The following is a 17,586-nucleotide window of genomic DNA, read 5'->3' on the forward strand; positions in this document are numbered from 1 at the left end:
TCAGTAGCTTTCCAAAACAAAAAAACCCCCTCGTCATCATAACGAGAGGCGGTGCTTGCACAAAAAAACCACCATCCTATCCTCGTAGGCTGCAATGTATCGTTCTATAAAGGCAGGTCTCCTGGCTCGTGCTCCAAATGCTTTTTCATGCCTTCCCAAAAAAAATTCAGTGGCATAGATTGAAAAAACTCACACTTACAGTGGCGGGACCGCATCGGAATTACACCGATTTCCCTTTTCACTTTACTTTAGTAAAGAACCTTTATAATATTCAGTTGATTTTATTATACATGAAAATAGAAATAGATAACGATAAAAAAGAGACCCTGTATTAGCGTCTCTTTTTTAAGATCGTTGATTTCCACTGTGTGCGGACACTTTACGCTTCAATCAACTAGTATAATTCTTTGAGTGCCTGGCACTACATAGAACCTAACATAATGTCGACTCCTAAATCGGAAAAATCCACTTCGTTTTCCGCGTTCCCGCAGGATAAAAAAATTTTCAAAATTGTTTGTGTGCCTGACACCCGCTACATAATTTCCGAAAAATATTGCACAGTTTTCATTGGTGCGCCTATTTCGCGCAATGCCCATGTATCTTCTAAATAAATATCTGCTAGCTTTTCATACTTGTCGCCAAATTTGACTGCCCATTCGACTGCCACTACACTTTCGTATAAATGGGCCATTTTTTCGGCTACTCCCTTTGCCTCGTACGACTTCGTAGCCTCATCCAAACGACTAAAGACTTGCAATGTTGCTTCTGTTTTCTTCAGTTGCTCGCCTACAATTTGTACTAATGAACAATCAGTTAACTTCGTCAAACGCTCGCGCATTACATGGACAAATAATTCATGGGCATTAAATTTATCTACTAAGCGAATAAGCTCAAGTGCTAAAATGTTAGCCGTACCTTCCCATACCGTAAGTACTTGAGCATCTCTAAGTAAACGTGGCGTTACAAAATCTTCGATATAACCGTTTCCTCCATGCAATTCAATTGCTTCGCTTGCGTAATGTACCGCCTGTTCAGCTGTTTCTTTTTTCATGATGGCGATATTCAAACGATTAAGAATGATGTCCTGCTCATTCCCCTGACCACTCGTTACCTTGTCATATAATTGAATAAGATCAAAAACAGTAGCTACCTCTACATGTAACTTAGCAGCATATTTCCCTAATGTATCCTGAATCATTGGGTATTGAATTAAAGGTTGCCCGAACGCATTTCGGTTTGTGACATAATGCTTCGCCTCTAAATAACCTCGACGCATAATGCCAATGGAAGCTACGGCGTTACAAATTCGAGATAAATTAAGAGCCTCTAACATATAATAAATTCCTTTGTTTGGCTCTCCAACGACATACGCAAGTGCACCATCGAATTCCACCTCACCTGATGGCACTGCTCTGACTCCGAGCTTATCCTTTAAACGTCGAATGCGAAGGTGGTTAACCTTGCCATCATCTTGACGCCAAGGTACTGCAAATAATGTTAAACCTTTCGAACCTGCTGAAGCACCTTCAATACGTGCTAATACCATCGCCACACCACACATTCCAACATTTGATGCAAAGTACTTCTCTCCATACAAACGATAATGACTTCCGTCCTGTACAGCCTCTACAACATTTGCGCCGACATCTGAGCCTCCTTGCCGCTCCGTTAAAAATGTTGCTCCCTCATATAACTCTGTATCCCCTGTTGCACAAACATGTGGTAAAAACCTGTCCTTCAACTCATCACTCGCATAATGATCAAGCAAATACGCTGTTGCCATCGTTAAGGTAACTGGACAATAGAAGCCAGGCTCTGCATGTGACAGTAAATAGCCTTGTGCAAAGCTATACACATAATTTCCCTTTCTACCTAACTGTGGAATTTCCTTATGCACATAGCCAACGATCCCAGTGTTATATGTTTCTTCAATCGTTTTTTTGTAACCTTCATTGACCCAAATTTCCGATATATCCTCACCATAAGCATTATAGCGGTGCAGTTTGGGCTCTCCCTCTCTGTCCGTATGTTTCGCTCTCACGTCGATGTCATTTGCACAAAGCTCGCCGAAATCCTTTAACTCTCGCTGAGCATAGACTAGAAGTTCTTTATCTAGCATCATTTCTAATAGTTTGTGTAGTGTCTCATCCTCTGCGAAAAAGTTAGTTGTTCGATTTGCATTTTGTTGTAACACTTTCATATTTATCTCACCTCTTGTTCCTTCAACGATTGTTTTAATATTTTTCCTGACGCATTTCTTGGTAGCGCTTCCACTTGTTCGAATAAACGTGGAATTTTATATTTTGCTAGGTGCTTCTCTAAATACGCTTTTAGTGCACTATCATCCATCTCTGCCTTTGCAGCATACACTGCCTTTACGGTTTCTCCCCACTGCGGATGAGGGACACCGATAACAGCCACCTCAAAAATTCCTTCATAGCTTAAAAGTAAATCCTCAATCTCCTTCGGATAAATATTGACACCGCCCGAAATAATAACATCCTTTTTGCGATCTACAATCCAAATATAGCCTTCTTCATCTTTCCGAGCTAAATCTCCTGTTTTCAGCCATCCATCTATAAAGGCTGACTTTGTTGCTACTTCATCCCTGTAATACCCCATCATATTGCCTTCTCCGAATAACACAACCTCGCCCACTTCATTCACACCGACATCTTCCCCGTTGTCGTTAATAATACGAAGCTCCGTCCCCAGAGGTGCACGCTGACCGATACTCCCCGCCTTCGCTTTATGCTCTTGTCCGAACATTAAGGAACCACTTGGCCCAGCCTCTGTTAATCCATAAACACATGTTAGATTGTCTGTTCGGAAAGCTTTTTGTATATGGCAAATTTCATTTTGTGATAAAGGTGCACCTCCGTAAACCCACCATTTCATCGAAGATAAATCCGCTGTTTGCAATCTCTTTGTTTGGGCAGTTAATAAATAGGCAACAGGAGCCCCGAAAAAATGTGTCGTTTTTTCTTGTTCAATCGAATCTATCAATAAATCTGGTGTGAATGTTGGCGTTAATACATTCGTTGAGCCAACAAGTACGCCAGCCATTAAAAATAAATGCAATGGTGCTGAATGCGTTAACGGCATCATAAGGAGAATACGACTTGTAGGCTTTACTTCCATTTCTACCGCAATCATCTGGGCCACAGTTAAAATATTACGATAGCTAAATAGTACGCCCTTTGGTTTTCCAGTTGTGCCTGATGTATATAAAATCGTCGATGCATCGTCTTCATTTAGCTGACAATCAATTGGATGTGTACTGGCATGTTGTATTTGCGTTTCATAATGAAGCCACCCTGCCTCCACATGTCCTGTTTTAATTTTCAACGGCACGACATTGATATGCTCGACCGCAGCAAAAATAGCCTCATGCACTAAAATAGCTTTAGCCTCTGCATGCTGTGCAACATATTCAACCTCCTGCAATGTAAATTTTGCATTTACGGGAACGACAATTGCACCAATGCGTTGAATCGCAAAATAGCTAACAACAAACTCTACAACATTTGGCATAAAAATAATTACTTTATCGTCTGGACGAATACCCAGTTCTATCAAAGCATGACCGAGTCGAGTCACTTGCTCATCTAATTCACGGTAAGTCACTCTTCTTCCATGACAAACAACAGCTTCTTTTCCAGCATACTTTCGGGCATTTCGTGCTAACAAATTTGAACTATTCATCGTGCATCTCTCCCTTTAAAGTTAATAATTTCTCACTAAATATGCCATGTAATTGCAGTAATTCATTTTTCATTTGTGTAAGCTCGGCTATTTTACTATCAATTTCTTGAATTTTTTGATCTCCATATGCCACAGTACGTTCCAGTTGTTGTATTCCTGAACGATCAAAATCAAAAAGCAACACCATTTCCTTGATTTCTTCTAATGAGAAACCATAACGCTTCCCCCTAAAAATAAGCTTGAGCTTCGCCATTTCTTTTTTTGAGAAGGTGCGTTGATTAGTAGCCGAACGATGAGGACATAGAAGCCCAAGCTCCTCGTAATAACGAATGGTACGTGTAGACACATTAAATTGCTTCGCTACCTCCTGAATCGTTTTCACGCCAGCTCCCCCTTCACAATTTTCATCAGTATATCATTAACGTTAACGTAAACTTCAACAAAAAATTAGAAATAAACAGAAAAATCAACACACAAAGAAGAAAAAAGTGTCAGGTACTCAAACAATTCAGAATTTTGCCGTTAAAATATCTTTAATTTCTAAGTAAAAATCTGCGTAGACTCCTGCAGGAACACACGTAACGTATGACACAACAAACCACGCGAAGTGAGAGTTGTGGCTTACGTCGACCCCGAGGAATGCACAGCAGATTTTCACGATTTTAGAAATGCATTTTATGGTAGGTGTCTGATGAAGTGTCAGGCACTCGAACAATTTTATGTTGGCGTGATGCACAAAACACGTCACCGAAAAAAACCCCGACACACGATTGTGTCGGGGTAATAAAAATCATATTACATTTTTTCAGGTGCAGATACGCCGATTAGACGTAATGCGTTAGCAATAGTAGTACGTACAGCCGTAATAAGTGCTAAACGTGCTTCTGTTAGCTCTTTATTCGAAGCATCTAGTACTTTTTCAGCGTTATAGAAACTATGGAACGCAGCTGCTGTATCTTGAATATAGTTTGCGATACGGTGCGGTGTACGGTGTTTTGCTGCATCTGCCACTACTTTCGGGAAATCACCAATTTTTTTCAATAAATCAATTTCTTTTTCAGCAGTTAACAGACTTAAGTTAGCTGTTGATGTAGCAAAGCCTTGTTCAGTTGCTGAACGTAAAATTGAAGAAATACGCGCATGCGCATATTGCGCATAATATACTGGGTTTTCATTTGATTGTGATACCGCAAGATCAAGGTCAAAGTCCATATGCGAATCACCAGCTGTTTTCACGAAGAAGTAACGCACTGCATCTAATCCAACTTCTTCAACAAGCTCACGCATCGTTACGGCATTCCCTGTACGTTTCGACATTTTAAATTTCTCGCCGTCTTTATATAACTGAACCATTTGAATAACTTCTACTTCAAGTGTGTCACGGTCATAACCAAGTGCTTGAATAGCCGCTTTCATACGTGGGATATAGCCGTGGTGGTCAGCTCCCCAGATGTTAATTAGTTTATCAAAGCCACGGACAATTTTGTCTTCATGGTAAGCAATATCAGGTGTTAAATATGTGAAAGATCCGTCATTTTTTATTAATACACGATCTTTATCATCGCCAAATGTTGTTGAACGGAACCAAGTAGCGCCATCTTCTTCAAAAACATGGCCATTTGCTTTTAATTTATCTAAAGCTACTTCGATTTTGCCGTTTTCATATAATGATGTTTCAGAATACCATACATCAAAATTCACGCGGAAATTCGCTAAGTCTGTTTTCAATTTATCTAATTCTAAAGCTAGGCCATGTTGACGGAAAAATGCAAAACGCTCTTCATCAGATTTTGATAAAATCGAATCGCCATGCTCACTCGCTAATTTACCTGCAATATCGATAATATCCTGACCGTGATAACCATCTTCTGGCATATCTGCAGCAAGACCTAAAGCTTGCTTATAACGCGCTTCTAATGAATAAGCTAAGTTATTAATTTGATTACCAGCATCGTTAATGTAGTACTCACGAGATACTGCATAACCAGCCATATCTAAAACATTACACAATGAATCTCCTACAGATGCGCCACGTGCATGACCTAGGTGAAGGTCGCCTGTCGGATTTGCTGACACAAATTCAACTTGTACTCTCTCACCAGCTCCTGCGTTTGAACGTCCATAATCTGCACCTTGTTCAAGGACAGCTGTTACAACACCTGTTAAGAAATCTTTACGGACAGTAATATTCATAAAGCCAGGACCTGCGATATCAATTTTCTCGATATCAGTACCTTCAGTTTCAAGGTTTTCTAAAATTGCCTCTGCAATCGCACGTGGTGGCTTTTTAGCTAGTTTTGTTAATTGCATTGCAATATTTGTTGCATAATCTCCGTTTGCTTTATCCTTTGGTGTTTCTAAGTGAATCGTTAACTCTGTGCCAGCTTCAACTAAGCCAGCTTTTTCAACAGCCTGTGCAATCGCCGTCTTAATGGCTTGTTGTACTTGTTCTACTGCGTTCATCATTGTACCTCCGTAAATGTAATGTCTAATGTATAATTGCCAACACTTTGTCCACCCATTAGTAAATCATACTGCACATGAAAATCTCCACGCATTACATGTCTAGTAAATAACATGTTTTTCGTTTGAGTCACGAGTGGCATCGAACCAAATTCACTTTCATAATGGCCTATTTGTTGTTCAAAAATATTGAGTGGTAAGCGCATTTTTACTGCTCCTGCGCGCATAATAAGTGCCCGTTCTTTGTCTAGCTTCATCGTCGTGCGGATTGTTTTTTCATCCTGCATCTCTTCATATTTTAAATATAGGGAATCTGCTTTAGTTATTAGCTGCCCTTTTAACCACATTTCAACGGTTTCGGACTCCCCATCAATCGGACGAATCGTCGAAATGAGCTTAATGTTCACCTGCGATTTTTCTTCGTTCACCATCATGGACGCTCCCTTTTATTCTTTTTACTATAACCTTTTTATTATAGGATGAATGTCTACTTTTTTTCAAGATAGAAGTGAGTAATGTTTTCAAGCATTGGCAGACAAAGTGAAAAGATTTACTATTATTTATAGATCTTCGAGAAAGGAACTACAATTATAGATGTTACTTCACATTTTTGTCAGCTTTTGTATTACCTTTACATTAATCATTTTAACGTATTGGCCATTTACTCATCCGGCTCGAGGACAATCACTAATTAAAGATTTTAAGCCCATTTTGGTGGGAATTTCTTTTGGTCTAACAGGTCTTATACTAAGTGGCATTTCGTTAAACTATTTGAACGGAACACTCATAAACATCCATATTGTCCCTCTTCTTTTTAGTGGACTTATCGGTGGCCCGTGGTCGATTGTAATTAGTGGCATAATAATGGCAATAGGAAGCTTAATCATCATCCCTACACAAGACGTACTATCGATAACAAGTTTATCAAATATTAATTTATTAGTAATTTCTATTGTTCTTGCGCTTTTTGCATTAAAAAAGCCCATTACTTTTCACACATTAACAGCTTATTTTTATAGCTTGACGATTGAAATCACTGTGATGTTAGTTCTTATTGTCACTTTACCTGCTATGCTAAAAATAAAGATTATTTTAGGATTTGTTGCCTATGCCCTTTTTACATTTTTTACAATTTTCGCTGTTATTAAACGTTTACAAGCGACAAGTGAAAAAGTACAGCTAACCTACCATCTTAAAGAAAAGGACTATTTAACACAGCTCCCAAATAATTTGGCTATTCGATCCTTTGCGCAAGGAATGGTTTTAGAAACGGACCATTTTTCAGTGCTCCATTTTGACGTTGATGATATGAAAGATATTAATATCAAGTATGGCCATTTAGCTGGTGATGGTGTTATTAAACAACTCGCCACAATCATTAATGATTATGTAGAACCTATAAACGGTATAGCTGCACGAGTTGCAGGAGAGGAATTTTATATTATATTAAAGGATGCCCCACCAGCCATCGCTCTATATCATGCTGAGAAACTGCGACATCAAATTGCACTTCATTCTTTCAACACCAATACTGAGCAAACTACGCCATTAACGGTTTCCATCGGTATTAGCTCAAGTCCTGATAACGGTGTGGCGTTTGATGAACTTGCCATTATCGCGGCACAAGTTACAACTGATATAAAAGCTTTTGGTGGCAACCGAGTATTACACGCTAATAATATCGACTTCCACAAAGAAAACTAATATTTGGGTCTACTACACGAGAATCTGCGAAAGTAACGTAACGCAGATTCTTTTTCTTTTTTCGCTTCACTAATAGTCGTTGACAGATATTCACTATAACACTACATTTATATTATAATTTCAGAATTTTCAATCCATTAATAGAAAAGAGGATTGCTATATGTTAACACTTGAAAATATCCAAGCTGCCAAAATGAAAGTTGCGCCTTATATTTATGAAACTCCTGTTGTTCGCTTACATGGACTCGATGAACTGTTAAATTGCAATGTTTCGATTAAAGCCGAAAATATGCAAAAAACAAACTCCTTCAAATTACGTGGTGCTCTGAATAAATTGCTCTCGATGCCACTTGAACAATTACAACAGGGTGTTGTGGCGGCCTCATCAGGTAATCATGGTAAAGGTGTTGCCTTCGCAGCTAAACTATTAAATATTCCGACAACAATCGTTTTACCCGATTCAGCACCAAGTATTAAAGTTGAAGGTATTCGGGCACTAGGTGCAAACATTGTACAATGTAAGCTTGCTGAAAGACACGATATAACGGAAAAACTTAGCTTAGAACACGGATATGCCATCATTCATCCTTATGATGATTATGACATTATGGCTGGTCAAGGGACGGTAGGATTAGAAATTTTAGAACGACTCCCTCAGGTTAATGTAATCGTTGTTCCAATTGGTGGCGGTGGACTAATAAGTGGTGTAGCAACGGCGATAAAATCGTTAGCTCCTCATATTAAAATCATCGGTGTAGAGCCGGCTGCCGTCCCCCGTTATTCAGAAAGTATAAAGGCCGATGAAAGATTGCTTTTAGATGAGCAAAAATCTTTAGCTGACGCACTCTTAACTTTACAACCTGGCGAACGAAACTTCCCAATTGTTCAAAAGCTTGTTGATGATATTGTGCGTGTAGACGAGGCTTCAATCGTTAGCGGAATGCGGACATTATTACTTGAAGGCAAAATATTAGCTGAGCCCTCCTCTGCCATTGGTATCGGGGCAGCTCTTCATGGGAATTTACCAATTTCGAAAAACGATCATGTTTGCTTCCTTATTTCAGGTGGCAATGTTGGGTTAAATCAATTACATAATTTATAAGGAGGCTAACATTATGAAGCAAATATTTATCAACCAAGAACCTATCGGGCATTATTCACCAGGAATCATTAGTAACGGGAATTTGTATATTTCGGGGCAAACTTCAGTAGATCCGACTACCGGCAAACCAGCAGAAGGTGGCATCCACGCTGAAACATTAATGGCTCTGCAAAAAATGGAAGTTGTACTGCAAGCAAGCGGTGTTACAAAAGAGGCTGTTGTGATGTGCCGAGTTTATATTACTTCCTCTGATTTATGGGCAGATGTAAATGAAGCCTATGCACAATTTTTCGGCTCCCATAAACCTGCTCGCGCCATTATCCCCATTAAAGAATTAAGCCACGGCTGCTTAATTGAATTAGAGGCCATTGCAGAGCTTTACGGTTAATTCTATTTTGGAAAAAACATTCAAAACACTTACTTTTTCGGTTCAAAAATTATTTGGCTCGACGGACTGTTTATTTTTATAATTTTCAAATTATTGACCGCAATATAATTGAAATAATAGTTTTAATTATGATATTTTTTAAGTAACTCGAGTATAAGTAAATTTGTTATAACAAATTATCATTTAAAAGAATGTTTAGTAAGTATAAACAGGAGGTAATTTGTTTTGAAATAAATAGCTTATATTTTAATTTCCTACTTATGTTTTTCAATAGTACTTACTCCTATGAGTAGTAGTATCACACTAGCAAACACTGCAGCAAGTGATTTCGATTTAATAAACAATGCTACACACAACACAGATTTTGATTGGGATTCCGTCCTATGGGAAGAAACGAATTTCGAAAACTCAAACGATAGTTTCCCTGATTATTTTGAAGAACAAGACGATAACGCTGAAATAGTAGACCTTGAGCCTGGAGAAGTCTATGATGGGCAGTATCATATAATTAATGAAGAGGATTTCCCCACAAGACAACCACGCTTATGGCATTTAGTAGCTAGAGTTGTTTTTTCAGGTGGACAATACGTAGTTAAATTCGGTTCAAAAATCTTTAAAAAACAACCGGCTAGTGCAGCACAAGTAGAAACACTTTCATTCCAACCTGCTACTATAAATATCGGAAATGGTAATACGGTACTTTTACAGAGAAGTAGTATGGTGCATATTTTACAAAATCACCATCCGCGTTTTTGGACAGGTTTAAAAGATAAAACCCTTTTTAACCTAACATCACGACTCCTCAACTAAGATCACAAATAATTCAAATCATAAACCAAAATAGAGATAAGATTGACGTAAACGGCTATGGAAGAATAATTGTAATGATTGAGGGGCAAGCTTATAGATTAGTAATATCTAAAAACCGAGTTACTACATTTTATCCTAACGGCTTGTAGGTGATATATATGATAAAAATTGATACATTCATTGCCATCGAAACAAAAAGTCTTTATTCCCATACGATTGAACAGCTTCAACAGGAATTTATTAGTATTCAAAGTAACGATGCGCTACAAATCCTTGCAAAAAATTTAACGAAAGGTAAAGGTCATTTTTTACATGGGGCTATTATTGTAGAAATAGACGGTGTGCCCATTACGTCGTTGTTTGATTGGGATGATTGTGACTTAATATGGCCAGGGTTTTTAACGATGGTTATTGATTATTTACATGATGGATTTGGTGAAACTTCTATATCATTGAATGATATCCAATGGACTTTAGAAAAAATTATTACGAAGCCAAATCATTTAGTAATTTTTTCTTCAAAGCATGGTATGGGGAAAATCACTAAAGGGGTTTGTACCGAATATGAATTTCTTCAAGCAGTCTTGCTCAGCGCACATCAATACCTGTCGTTAAGACAACAAGATACACGAACACAAACTTTAAATGGCCTGGCTGAAAAATACAATTATCTTAAGTGCCAGGCACTCAAACAATTTACATAAAAAATATGGCTAGCTCATAGCTAACCCCACTCTCTTTTTTTAGGTAACTTAATAAAGAGCATCCGCAATGAAAACTGTGGATGCTCTTTCGCCTTATATTGCTTATAATTAAGCTGTCTGAAAACTTACTAAAAAGAATTTTCTTTGCGACCAAACGAGTGGTTGTTACAAATGAAGCACCCTGTATAAGAAAGTAACAAACTGTGCACGTGTTACAGGTTCATTCGGTCTAAAACTGCCATTATCCCCTAACGCAATCCCATAATTTTCGAGAATAGCAATATAATCATGAGCCCAATGTGTTGTAGGAACATCTTCGAAATGACTAGTCCCTTCTGAAGTTAATCCAAATGCCAACACTATTATTTTTGCCAATTGAGCTCGTGTTAATGATTCGCTTGGATGGAATAATCCATTGGACCCGTCTATAATTCCTGCCTGCTGCAACTTCATAATGCCCTCATAGTAGGGATGATTTGCTGCAACATCATTAAATGGTGTTATCTCGCGACTTGGTACTAACTCAAAGGCACGAGCGATAATAATTGCAACATGCTGACGCTGAATTGAATCATTTGGACGGAATGTTCCGTCCGGATAACCATTGATTATTCCACGCATTGCTATATCCTCAATCATTTCTTTTGCCCAGTTTGTAGAAATATCACTGAATGTTATTGTTGGTGTTGGATTCTCTGGTACTTCAGGTTCTGTAGGATTTTCTGGTTCTACTGGGATTTCTGGTGTTGGTGTTGGTTTAGGATTTGGTTTTGTTTCTGGCGTTGGAATATAACCCCCACCACCTGATGAACTATTTTCTATCCACTTCGCATATAGCGTTGTATTCCCTACTACCGTATCTTTTGTAAAATCCCACGAATTAATAAGTGTAACCTCTTTATACCATCCGCCAAATGTATAACCTAGTTTCGTCGGTGCAGTCGGTTCTGTTGTTTTTCCGTTGTATGATACATTCTGAATCGTGACACCACTGCCTCCATTTGATTCAAATGATAATGTATAACGATTAACTTTCCACAAGGCATACAGTGTGACATTCGAGCCTTTAAAAGTAAACTTGCTATTTGCCACATAATTTATACCACTGCCATCTGCTTTTGTATTCCAACCACTAAACGTAAATCCAGTCCTCACTAGATTGCCAGTATTATCAGCTACTGTAACGCTATGTCCATTTTCATAAGTTTGACTATTGACTGGCGCTTGTCCTCCAGTTGCTCCGTTTCCGTCGTACTTTATTGTATATTTAATAGGAGCTGTTTTATTGATACTGAATGTTACGGTAATTGAGTTACCAGCGTCATCCGTAACAACGAGCACATAGGAGCCTTCCGCGTCCACAGACATCCCATTCACAAACGCATTACCATTTAATGTTGCTGTACCTTCGTTAAATGTAATGGTTTTTGAGGAATTGTAACTTCCTCCATCCGCTACACCGCTGACAAATGGCGCGGTCTTATCAATGGAAAATGTAATGGTTGTAGTATTACCAGCAATATCCGTAACGACAAGTACATACGAGCCTTCCGCGTCTACAGACGAGCCGCTAGTAAAGATAGTACCGTTCAATTTTGCTGTACCTTCATTAAAAGTTATTGTCTGCTTTGCATTGTAGCTCGCTCCGTTTGTTATACCGTTGACAACAGGCGCGATCGTATCCAGAGTGACACTCTCTTGAGCTGTCCCTACATTGCCCGCTCGATCAATAAATCGTACATATACTGTCTTGCTGCCATCTCCAGCTGGTAGTGTATAGCTTTTCGTTGGACTAAAGGCTTCGACACCCGACCAAGAACTATTGTTAATAGAAAATTGTGCCCCTACTACATCTGTCACACCACTAGCTAAGGATAAATTAAGCGTTACATCACGATTCGTTGTATACGCATTTCCATTATTGATAACAACAGAGCCTGTTGGGGCTACCGTATCCAGTGTTATGATTCTTTGATATTCGGGAGATTCATTGCCCGCTCCATCAACAAGCTTAAAGGACAATGTTTTTTCTCCGTTAACAGTTCCTATAGCTAGCATAAAGCTTGGTACGTAAGGCATTTGTGCAAATGGATTTCCATTAACCGAATAACGGATATGCGTAATATCATTTACACCTACATCTGGCATTACTGAAACGGATACACCTGTACTATTCGTATATTGGTTGCCTTGATTTACAATTACCGTCCCTGTCGGAGGGGTCTTATCAATTCGGAATTGGATGTTTTTTGATTGGCTACCAGCTGTAACTGTTAATGTATATGAACCTTCAGCAGTAATCTGTGTTCCACTTGTAAATGGATTCCCATTCAAAGTTGCTGTACCAATGTTAAACTGTGGCGTTACATTCGTGCTGTATAGGCCACCATCTTGAACTCCCGTTACCTGAAAGTCGACAATTTCGGAGTATGTAATAATTAAATATGGACCCAGATTTCCCCCCATATTAGATTCAGTCATTTGGATATAATGGTCCATAAATAGTATTCCATTTTGAGCAGCTTCTTGAGCAGTCATTCCTGAAAGAATAAATGTTGCTCTAGAGTAAGTTTTCATGGACTCCTCTGATATATAGCTAGTGAAATCAAATGGCGCTAGCGTAGGTTTAAGTATAGTAACATTATTGGCTAATGTTCTTGATTGTGTAGACCCTGAAGTAGGAGCTGGTGGTGATGGTATCCCAGTATCTTGAATCCAGTTATGATTAGTACTTGTAGAAACTTTTAGTAAAAAATTAGTTGTTGCTTGGAGAGCACCACCTGTTACAGGAATATAAAGATTTGCACTTTCAACCTCGTACCCTGCAGGAATGGGTGGCAACTGAAACTTGAGCAATACTTGAACCTGCAAAGGCGCACCATATGTTCCCTGATAACCTACATCAAGATATCCCAGGTTCCCATCCTCGTAAACTAATCCAGCATCAATACCCTCATATACCATTGTCGTGTCCTCAGTTGCATAAATTGGTACCAAACTGTTATTGGCAAATGCTACATCTTGATTACTAAAAATAAAGGTTGTGCCCAAACTAACTACCAAAGACAATAAACTAACAATCGAAGCTATCTTCTTTCTCATCATACATACTCCTTTTCTATTAAATTTTCTAAAATCACTACGCTAATAATTTAATTTACATTCCCATTTGTTTCCTAAATCACTTTTTTCATCTAGTTAAATTCTTTATTCTCATTACATACACATTACTCAGATGACATAAAAACTCCCTCAAATTTTTTCACTGAATACTATTTAAAATATCTTTTTAATTATAAAAGTGAATCTCTATTAAAAATACTGACAAATGTTAATAGTGCACTATTAACATTTGTATTTGGGGTGCCAGTCACTCAAACAATTCTCAAACAATTTACATAAAAAGAGGGGCTAGCTCATCGCTAACCCCACTCAAAATAGCTTCATAAACAAATTTTACAAAGCCCCTATTATTTTATCCAGCCTAAAATCATTTCTCGTAATAATTTACTCGCTGTGTTGGCTGTCATTTCTGATGTGTCATAAATTGGTGCAACTTCAACTAAATCAAAGCCTACTACGTTCACGCCACTTGCAGCAATTGCGTGAATTGAAGCTAGTAGCTCTTTAGACGTAATACCTCCACAATCTACTGTACCTGTCCCAGGCGCATGCGCTGGATCTAGTACATCAATATCAATTGTAACGTATACATTACGTCCAACTAATGTGGGTAGCACTTCTTTTAACGGCTCTAATACTTCAAATTTCGAAATGTGCATGCCGTTTTCTTTCGCCCACTCAAATTCTTCCTTCATACCTGAACGAATACCGAATGAATAGACATTTTTTGGTCCAATATGCTCTGCAATTTTACGAATTGGAGTTGAATGTGAAAGAGGCTCCCCTTCATATTCGACGCGTAAATCTGTATGCGCATCAAAATGAATAATTGCTAAGTTGTCGTATTTTGCTGAAACTGCCTTCATAACAGGCCAAGATACTAAATGCTCGCCGCCCATACCGACAGGAATTTTACCGTCTTCTAGTAGCTTCACAATGAATTTCTCAATTTCATCTAAAGAACGTTGTGCATTACCAAATGGTAACGGAATATCCCCTGCATCGAAATACTTCACTTCTTCTAACTCGCGATCTAAATATGGACTATACTCTTCTAGACCAATTGATACTTCACGAATACGTTGAGGGCCAAAACGTGAACCTGGACGATAACTAACTGTCCAGTCCATTGGCATGCCGTAAATAACTGCTTGAGCATCCTCATATGTAGGATGACTTTTTATAAAAACATTCCCTGAATAAGCCTCATCAAATCTCATATTTAGCCTCCATTAATATCTGAACTTCCTATGAAATTCAGTTTTTATATTTGTTACTCATTGAGGACTTACAGGTTTGTAATGAAACCTCATTCACTCAATCCTCGTATACATTATTGGAACGACTAGCAAATTTCAATTAAAATCTACAAAGTGCAATACTTTTGTCGAAAGCTAGCGTTTCATATCAGTACAAAAAAAGTATAGATGTTTTTGAATAAAGTGCAATAGTTTTTGCTTAGAATTCCGATTAAAGAAGAATATTCAGACACATACTAAACTCAGGTTGTTAGAAAACGAGGTGAAGTCGGATGAAAAGAAAAATCTATCAACGTAAGCAAAAGCGTGTGAAGCGTTCACGCAAAGCGCTTACACTTTTTGTCACCTTTGCATCTGCAATAGTAGTAGCATTTATTGCACTACGCGTCTATGTTCAAGTGGCTGGTGCACCGCCATTAACTGTACCGAAAGCCTCTATTTTCTTAGACGAAAACGAGAACCAAATTGGAGACCACTTTACGAATGAACGTCGCTATTGGGTTGGTCTTGATGAAATATCACCCTATTTAGTAAAAGCAGCAGTGGCCGTTGAAGATAAAGACTTTTACAAACATAGCGGTTTTGACTTTTCTCGTATTGCTGGTGCCGTATTAGTTGATATTAAAGCAGGAAGTAAAGTTCAAGGGGCAAGTACTATCACCCAACAATATGCTCGAAATTTATATTTATCTCATGAAAAATCATGGACTCGAAAAGCAAACGAGGCGTTGTATGCTTATAGATTAGAAGTTTTTTATAACAAAGACGAAATATTGGAAGGTTATTTAAACACTGTATATTATGGGCACGGAATGTACGGAATAGAAGCGGCTAGTCGTTATTATTACGGAAAATCTGCAAAAGACTTGACGCTTGCAGAGGCTGCTATGCTTGCAGGTGTACCAAAAGGTCCAAGTATATATTCGCCAATCGCCAATATTGAAAAAGCTACGAATCGCCAGCACGTCATCTTGAAACTGATGGCAGACCAAGGAGCAATAACGCAAGACGAAAAAACACGTGCTGAGGAAGAGCAGCTTGTCTTAAAGAATGATATGTGGGTTGCTTCCAAATCCGTTGCACCTTATTTCCTAGATGTTGCTTGGCAAGAAGCAAGTGAAATTTTAAAAGAAAAAAATCTAGACATTAGCGAAGGTGGTTGGACTATTCAAACAACAATTAACCTTAGCCACCAAAAAGCTGCAGAAGAAGCCGTAGCTAAAAATATGCCCGCTAATGATCTGCAAACAGGATTTGTTAGTATGCAATCTAAAACTGGCGCCGTCACAGCACTTGTTGGCGGGAAGGATTATGCCACTAGCTCTTTTAACCGCGTAACACAAGCAAAACGTCAACCGGGATCAACCATTAAGCCGGTTTTATATGCAGCAGCATTAGAAAATGGCTATACGCCTTTAACGTTTTTAGATGTAGGACAAACAACGTTTACTTATGATAATGGACGTGGAACCTACTCTCCTAAAAACGTGAACGGTCAATTTGCCGACCATGATATGTCGTTGGCACAAGCCATTGCGATTTCCGATAATATTTATGCAGTTAAAACATTAGAGGATATCGGATTTAAAGCATTTCATAATATAGCGGACCGCTTTGGAGTAACGATTGGTACGAAGGATAATCTATCGCTTGCTCTTGGAACAATGGAAACGACACTGTACGAAATGACAAATGCGTATAATATTTTAGCGTCAGAAGGTCAAAAAACAGCTCCTACAACGATTATCTCCATTAAAAATGCCAATGGAGACATTATTTACGATAATAAGAGCGTCGAAAAACAGGAAGAAACGGTGCTTTCAAAAGAAAATTCCTATATTCTAACAGAAATGATGACTGGTATTTTCGATCCTGTATTTAGTGATTATTCTCCTGCTACAGGGATTGGCATTCGTTCACGTATGACTCATACGTATGCTGCAAAGTCTGGATCGACAAATAGTGATCAGTGGCTTATAGGATTTACACCAAGCTTAACCGCTGGCGTTTGGAACGGCTACGATCAGGGTAAAAACCTTTCTACGAAAGAAGATACAGCTGCCACAAAGCAAATATGGATTGACTTTATGGAAAACGTAAATAAAGGCACTAAAAACGAGGACTTCTCGAAACCAAAAGGTGTTAAAGGCGTTGTCGTTGATATCGAAACAGGAAAGCTTGCTACAGATGCCTGCCCTAAACAACGTCTCGTGTATCTAGATACCAAAGATGTACCAACTGAAAAATGTACTAACTTTGATATTCTTGATAGCAATACGTGGGGAGAATTTTGGAATATGATTCCGTTCTTCAAAAATAAACAATAAT

At 38.5% G+C, this 17,586-nt stretch carries 13 protein-coding genes and 1 riboswitch; of the genes, 6 read left to right on the plus strand and 7 right to left on the minus strand.

Features of this window, described 5'->3' with window-relative positions:
- Window positions 1-94: 94 nt before the first annotated feature.
- Window positions 95-279, minus strand: a riboswitch (cobalamin riboswitch).
- Between the two features lie 253 nt (window positions 280-532).
- From ACIQXJ_RS17250 to ACIQXJ_RS17270, 5 genes are all read right to left on the minus strand, one after another.
- Window positions 533-2,200, minus strand: a complete 1,668-nt coding sequence (locus tag ACIQXJ_RS17250; protein ID WP_403056283.1) for an acyl-CoA dehydrogenase family protein — start codon at window positions 2,198-2,200, stop codon at window positions 533-535.
- A 2-nt stretch (window positions 2,201-2,202) separates the two neighbouring features.
- Entirely contained in the window at window positions 2,203-3,705 is a 1,503-nt protein-coding gene (locus ACIQXJ_RS17255) for a class I adenylate-forming enzyme family protein (RefSeq protein WP_403056280.1), read from the minus strand.
- Window positions 3,698-4,087, minus strand: a complete 390-nt coding sequence (locus ACIQXJ_RS17260) for a MerR family transcriptional regulator (RefSeq protein ID WP_403056278.1) — start codon at window positions 4,085-4,087, stop codon at window positions 3,698-3,700. Before ACIQXJ_RS17260 ends, ACIQXJ_RS17255 begins: the two co-directional genes overlap by 8 nt.
- 413 nt (window positions 4,088-4,500) lie before the next feature.
- On the minus strand, window positions 4,501-6,168 hold the full coding sequence (gene argS / locus ACIQXJ_RS17265) for an arginine--tRNA ligase (protein WP_403056275.1): 1,668 nt from the start codon (window positions 6,166-6,168) through the stop codon (window positions 4,501-4,503).
- Window positions 6,168-6,602: a YwiB family protein gene (locus tag ACIQXJ_RS17270; protein ID WP_403080879.1), complete on the minus strand. Its 435-nt coding sequence runs from the start codon at window positions 6,600-6,602 to the stop codon at window positions 6,168-6,170. Before ACIQXJ_RS17270 ends, argS begins: the two co-directional genes overlap by 1 nt.
- A 160-nt stretch (window positions 6,603-6,762) precedes the next feature.
- On the opposite strand from ACIQXJ_RS17270, the gene ACIQXJ_RS17275 reads away from it, so the two are divergent.
- The 5 genes from ACIQXJ_RS17275 (at window position 6,763) to ACIQXJ_RS17295 (ending at window position 10,876) form a co-directional block, all read left to right on the plus strand.
- On the plus strand, window positions 6,763-7,872 hold the full coding sequence (locus ACIQXJ_RS17275) for a GGDEF domain-containing protein (protein WP_403056269.1): 1,110 nt from the start codon (window positions 6,763-6,765) through the stop codon (window positions 7,870-7,872).
- 160 nt (window positions 7,873-8,032) lie between these two features.
- Window positions 8,033-8,974, plus strand: coding sequence for a threonine ammonia-lyase (locus ACIQXJ_RS17280; RefSeq protein WP_403056266.1), 942 nt, complete (start codon window positions 8,033-8,035; stop codon window positions 8,972-8,974).
- Window positions 8,975-8,987: 13 nt separating this feature from the next.
- Window positions 8,988-9,362, plus strand: a complete 375-nt coding sequence (locus ACIQXJ_RS17285) for a RidA family protein (RefSeq protein ID WP_403056263.1) — start codon at window positions 8,988-8,990, stop codon at window positions 9,360-9,362.
- A 285-nt stretch (window positions 9,363-9,647) separates the two neighbouring features.
- On the plus strand, window positions 9,648-10,172 hold the full coding sequence (locus ACIQXJ_RS17290) for a hypothetical protein (protein ID WP_403056260.1): 525 nt from the start codon (window positions 9,648-9,650) through the stop codon (window positions 10,170-10,172).
- Window positions 10,173-10,330: 158 nt separating this feature from the next.
- Entirely contained in the window at window positions 10,331-10,876 is a 546-nt protein-coding gene (locus ACIQXJ_RS17295) for a hypothetical protein (RefSeq protein ID WP_403056257.1), read from the plus strand.
- A gap of 165 nt (window positions 10,877-11,041) precedes the next feature.
- Here ACIQXJ_RS17295 and ACIQXJ_RS17300 read toward each other — a convergent pair whose 3' ends face one another.
- Window positions 11,042-13,978 carry an S-layer homology domain-containing protein gene (locus tag ACIQXJ_RS17300; RefSeq protein WP_403056255.1) on the minus strand — a complete coding sequence of 979 codons (2,937 nt, stop codon included), beginning with the start codon at window positions 13,976-13,978 and terminating at the stop codon, window positions 11,042-11,044.
- Window positions 13,979-14,346: 368 nt separating this feature from the next.
- Window positions 14,347-15,219, minus strand: a complete 873-nt coding sequence (gene speB, locus ACIQXJ_RS17305) for an agmatinase (RefSeq protein WP_403056252.1) — start codon at window positions 15,217-15,219, stop codon at window positions 14,347-14,349.
- Between the two features lie 311 nt (window positions 15,220-15,530).
- Between speB and ACIQXJ_RS17310 the strand changes: the two genes are divergently transcribed.
- Complete coding sequence (locus ACIQXJ_RS17310) at window positions 15,531-17,585, plus strand: transglycosylase domain-containing protein (protein ID WP_403056249.1); 2,055 nt, start codon at window positions 15,531-15,533, stop codon at window positions 17,583-17,585.
- The last annotated feature ends 1 nt before the right edge of the window (window position 17,586 follow it).

This window comes from Lysinibacillus sp. NPDC097868, from assembly GCF_044761135.1.
In the GTDB taxonomy this organism is placed as follows: Bacteria; Bacillota; Bacilli; order Bacillales_A; family Planococcaceae; genus Lysinibacillus.

What these genes read in the sequence shown, in the direction of transcription:
- ACIQXJ_RS17300 (WP_403056255.1), bottom strand. Translation starts at nt 13,978, where the DNA reads ATGAGAAAGAAGATAGCTTCGATTGTTAGTTTATTGTCTTTGGTAGTT.
- ACIQXJ_RS17270 (WP_403080879.1), bottom strand. Translation starts at nt 6,602, where the DNA reads ATGATGGTGAACGAAGAAAAATCGCAGGTGAACATTAAGCTCATTTCG.
- ACIQXJ_RS17295 (WP_403056257.1), top strand. Translation starts at nt 10,331, where the DNA reads ATGATAAAAATTGATACATTCATTGCCATCGAAACAAAAAGTCTTTAT.
- ACIQXJ_RS17310 (WP_403056249.1), top strand. Translation starts at nt 15,531, where the DNA reads ATGAAAAGAAAAATCTATCAACGTAAGCAAAAGCGTGTGAAGCGTTCA.
- speB (WP_403056252.1), bottom strand. Translation starts at nt 15,219, where the DNA reads ATGAGATTTGATGAGGCTTATTCAGGGAATGTTTTTATAAAAAGTCAT.
- ACIQXJ_RS17280 (WP_403056266.1), top strand. Translation starts at nt 8,033, where the DNA reads ATGTTAACACTTGAAAATATCCAAGCTGCCAAAATGAAAGTTGCGCCT.
- ACIQXJ_RS17290 (WP_403056260.1), top strand. Translation starts at nt 9,648, where the DNA reads ATGAGTAGTAGTATCACACTAGCAAACACTGCAGCAAGTGATTTCGAT.
- ACIQXJ_RS17255 (WP_403056280.1), bottom strand. Translation starts at nt 3,705, where the DNA reads ATGAATAGTTCAAATTTGTTAGCACGAAATGCCCGAAAGTATGCTGGA.
- ACIQXJ_RS17285 (WP_403056263.1), top strand. Translation starts at nt 8,988, where the DNA reads ATGAAGCAAATATTTATCAACCAAGAACCTATCGGGCATTATTCACCA.
- argS (WP_403056275.1), bottom strand. Translation starts at nt 6,168, where the DNA reads ATGAACGCAGTAGAACAAGTACAACAAGCCATTAAGACGGCGATTGCA.
- ACIQXJ_RS17250 (WP_403056283.1), bottom strand. Translation starts at nt 2,200, where the DNA reads ATGAAAGTGTTACAACAAAATGCAAATCGAACAACTAACTTTTTCGCA.
- ACIQXJ_RS17275 (WP_403056269.1), top strand. Translation starts at nt 6,763, where the DNA reads ATGTTACTTCACATTTTTGTCAGCTTTTGTATTACCTTTACATTAATC.